This is a genomic window from Lentzea kentuckyensis (genome assembly GCF_002150765.1).
GTDB lineage: Bacteria > Actinomycetota > Actinomycetes > Mycobacteriales > Pseudonocardiaceae > Lentzea > Lentzea kentuckyensis.
This window is the reverse complement of record NZ_MUYM01000121.1, coordinates 1-2,723: the sequence shown is the minus strand read 5'-3', so window position 1 is coordinate 2,723 and position 2,723 is coordinate 1. Positions and strand designations below refer to the sequence as shown.

General features: G+C 68.8%; 1 protein-coding gene. It reads left to right on the top strand.

Features of this window, described 5'->3' with window-relative positions:
- Positions 1 to 2,723: hypothetical protein (locus B0F77_RS40310; RefSeq protein ID WP_158102960.1), on the top strand; the 2,723-nt coding region annotated here is incomplete at both ends.

The window sequence follows — 2,723 nt, the reverse complement described above, 5'->3', positions numbered from 1 at the left end:
TCGCCGTCGGGCCGTTCGTCCTGCGTGGCGACGAGCTCGCGTTCCAGCACCACAGCTTCGCGGAACACCTTGCCGCCACCTCCCGCGCCCGCGACCTGCCGGACGCCTTCTGCCCCAAGGTCTTCGCCGACCTCCTGCACGCCGCCGACGCCCGCGAATCGGGCCGCTTCGCCCGCGCCGTGCTGCTCCACCACACCCGCCTGCACCCCGCCGAGGCAGATCGCCTCCTCGACTGGCTGCACCGCGGCAACGCGGACCAGCACCTCCTCGCGGCCCGCCTGCTGGCCCACCACCTACCGGCCTCGGCGGCCAGGACGGAGGCCTTCCTCGCCACGGTCTGGGGCTGGGCCATGACCACACATTTCAACGCGGCCGACATCCTCACCGAGGCCTCCCGCGCCACCTCGTTCCCCGGCTTGGCGGAGTGGCTCCTCCGCCTGATGAACTGTTCGAAAGCGCCTTGGCGATCACGTGCGGAGGCCGCCACCGCGTTGGCGGTGCGGGTGCGCGGCCCTCACACAGCGGACGCCGTCCGGTTCCTCCACCGCCTGATCGACGAGCCACAGGCGTCGGTGTCCGACCGGCTCGTGGCAGCAGAAGCGTTGGCGCAGTGCGGAACCAGCGAACGAAGCGCCGCCGAACGCGGCCTGCGCGCGGTGCTCACCGATCCCATCGCCAGCAGCGCTTCCGTGCGCGCCGCCGCGGTGATCCTGGCGGCGTTCGGTGGTGACGCGCGCACGTTCTCGATCGGCGTGCTGACTCGCGTGCTGTCCGATGTGGATTCCTCGCCGCGCCACCTCGTTGAGGCGGCGACCGGACTGCTGGAGATCGGCCCGGAGTTCGCGGACATCTGCGCGTCCCAGTTCCTCTCACTGTTGAGAAGCTCGGCGCAGACCTATTACGTCTGGCAGGACGCCGCATTGGGACTCGCCTCGATCAGTTCGGCCCATCTCGACGACACGGCCATCGAACTGACCGCTCGCCTCGCCGAGCGGCAGCGTCGGACGGCTGGCGAGCTGATCGCGGAGCTGGCCGAGAACGCCGTCCGCGACGTGGACCGCTCCGTTCTGTTCGGTCACCTGATCGCTTACGCGGCGCAGCGCGAAGTCGCGCTTGCCGGACTGCGGAAGATGCTCGGCGAGCTTCACCAGAACTGGAACAACGTCGCACGAGCGGCTTCCGCACTGGGAAAGGCGGGACCGGCGTATCGGGACGAGGCCGCGAAGGCGCTGCTGAGCTCCGGCGTGCCACTCGGCTCACACGATCACGTCACGGTTCTCAACGAACTCGTCGACCTCGGCGATCCCCATCGGGCTGATGCGGTACGCGCGCTGCACGATCTGGTCGCCGACCCTGACGTGCACGTCCAGGTGAGGTGTCGTGCCGCGAACACGCTCATCAGGTCGGGCCCCGACCACCACCCGCGGGTGATCGCGCACCTGCGACAGCTCACGGTGTCGGCTGCCCACCGGGAGATGGCTCAGGCCGGGGACAGGGACGAGGCTCTGGCCGCGCTGCTCGACTCCGCCCGCTCAGCGGAAGCCTCCGCCGAGGTGCTGACGGCGCTGGCCAACACGGTCTCGGGCGAAGATCGCGCTCTGGCCGAGGAATCGGCGACCGTGCTGCGAGTGGTCATGCGCGACGTGCGACGGCCGACGAGCATCCGCGTCGCCGCCGCGAACGGGCTCAGTGCCCTGAGCAGCTGTTTCGATCGGGAATCGGCCGTGGAACTGCGCCGGATCATCGCAGGTGGCCTGGGGATCACCGACTTCCACCAGTTCGTCCTCTACCAAGCCACCAACGGAGCCGGCCCGCGCCAGGAACTAGCCGAAGCGCTGATGGAGATCCTAGCCGACGAACGAACCTCGGTTCGGTGGGCGTGGCGAGCGGTGCTCGCCATCGAGGAGCTGGGTCACGGTGGCGACCAGGAGGTGCTCGCGTTTCTGGAACGCTTCGTGAACTTCCCCGGTCTGGCCGACGGCGATCGAGCCGAAGCAGCTGTCCTGCTCGCCTCCAGACTGCCGGCTCACCTCGACCGTGCCGCGGAACTGGTCGTGTCCGCGGCGAAGACGTTTCCCGTCGATCAGCTCAGGCGCTTCGTCGCTGACCTGAGATCGTTCGGAGCGGAAGTGGCCGACCGGTTTCGTTTCCGGCTGAAGGACTCCGGGACAACGCCGGGCGACCGCATTGCCGCTGCCCTCGTACTCGGGGAGTCCGCCGAACTGCGCAGGCTCGCACAGGACGAGTTACTGCCGCTCGATTCGCGGCGGTTCGCCCTTCAGAACGCGGTGTCGGTCGAGCCGGACGCATTGTGCGAGGCGACGGCGTTCTTGCGGACGGTGATCGATGACCGGGACACCTCGGTCGACGAGCGCAGCCGAGCGGCCTGGACGCTCACTCAGCTCGACCGGACGACCACGGCTTCGATGATCTGCGTCCAGTGGCGGTTCGCGGAGGACCCGAGTGTCCCGCTGGACGATCGAGCGAGAGCGTTGCGGTGGCTGTACTTGTTGCTGCGTCCGACCACGCCGCGCTATGAGCAGGCGGCGGTCGAGATTCTGCGCAACCCGGATGTGAGCAGGAAGGCCTGGCGGTCGCTGATCACGACGGTATCCCATGCGGTGCGCTCCGACCTGGAGCGATCACTGCTGTTCGACCGCTCGATCCCGGTCGAGGACCGGTTGCCGAGCCAGTGGGATGACCTGTCGTTGCGTGACGCGGCG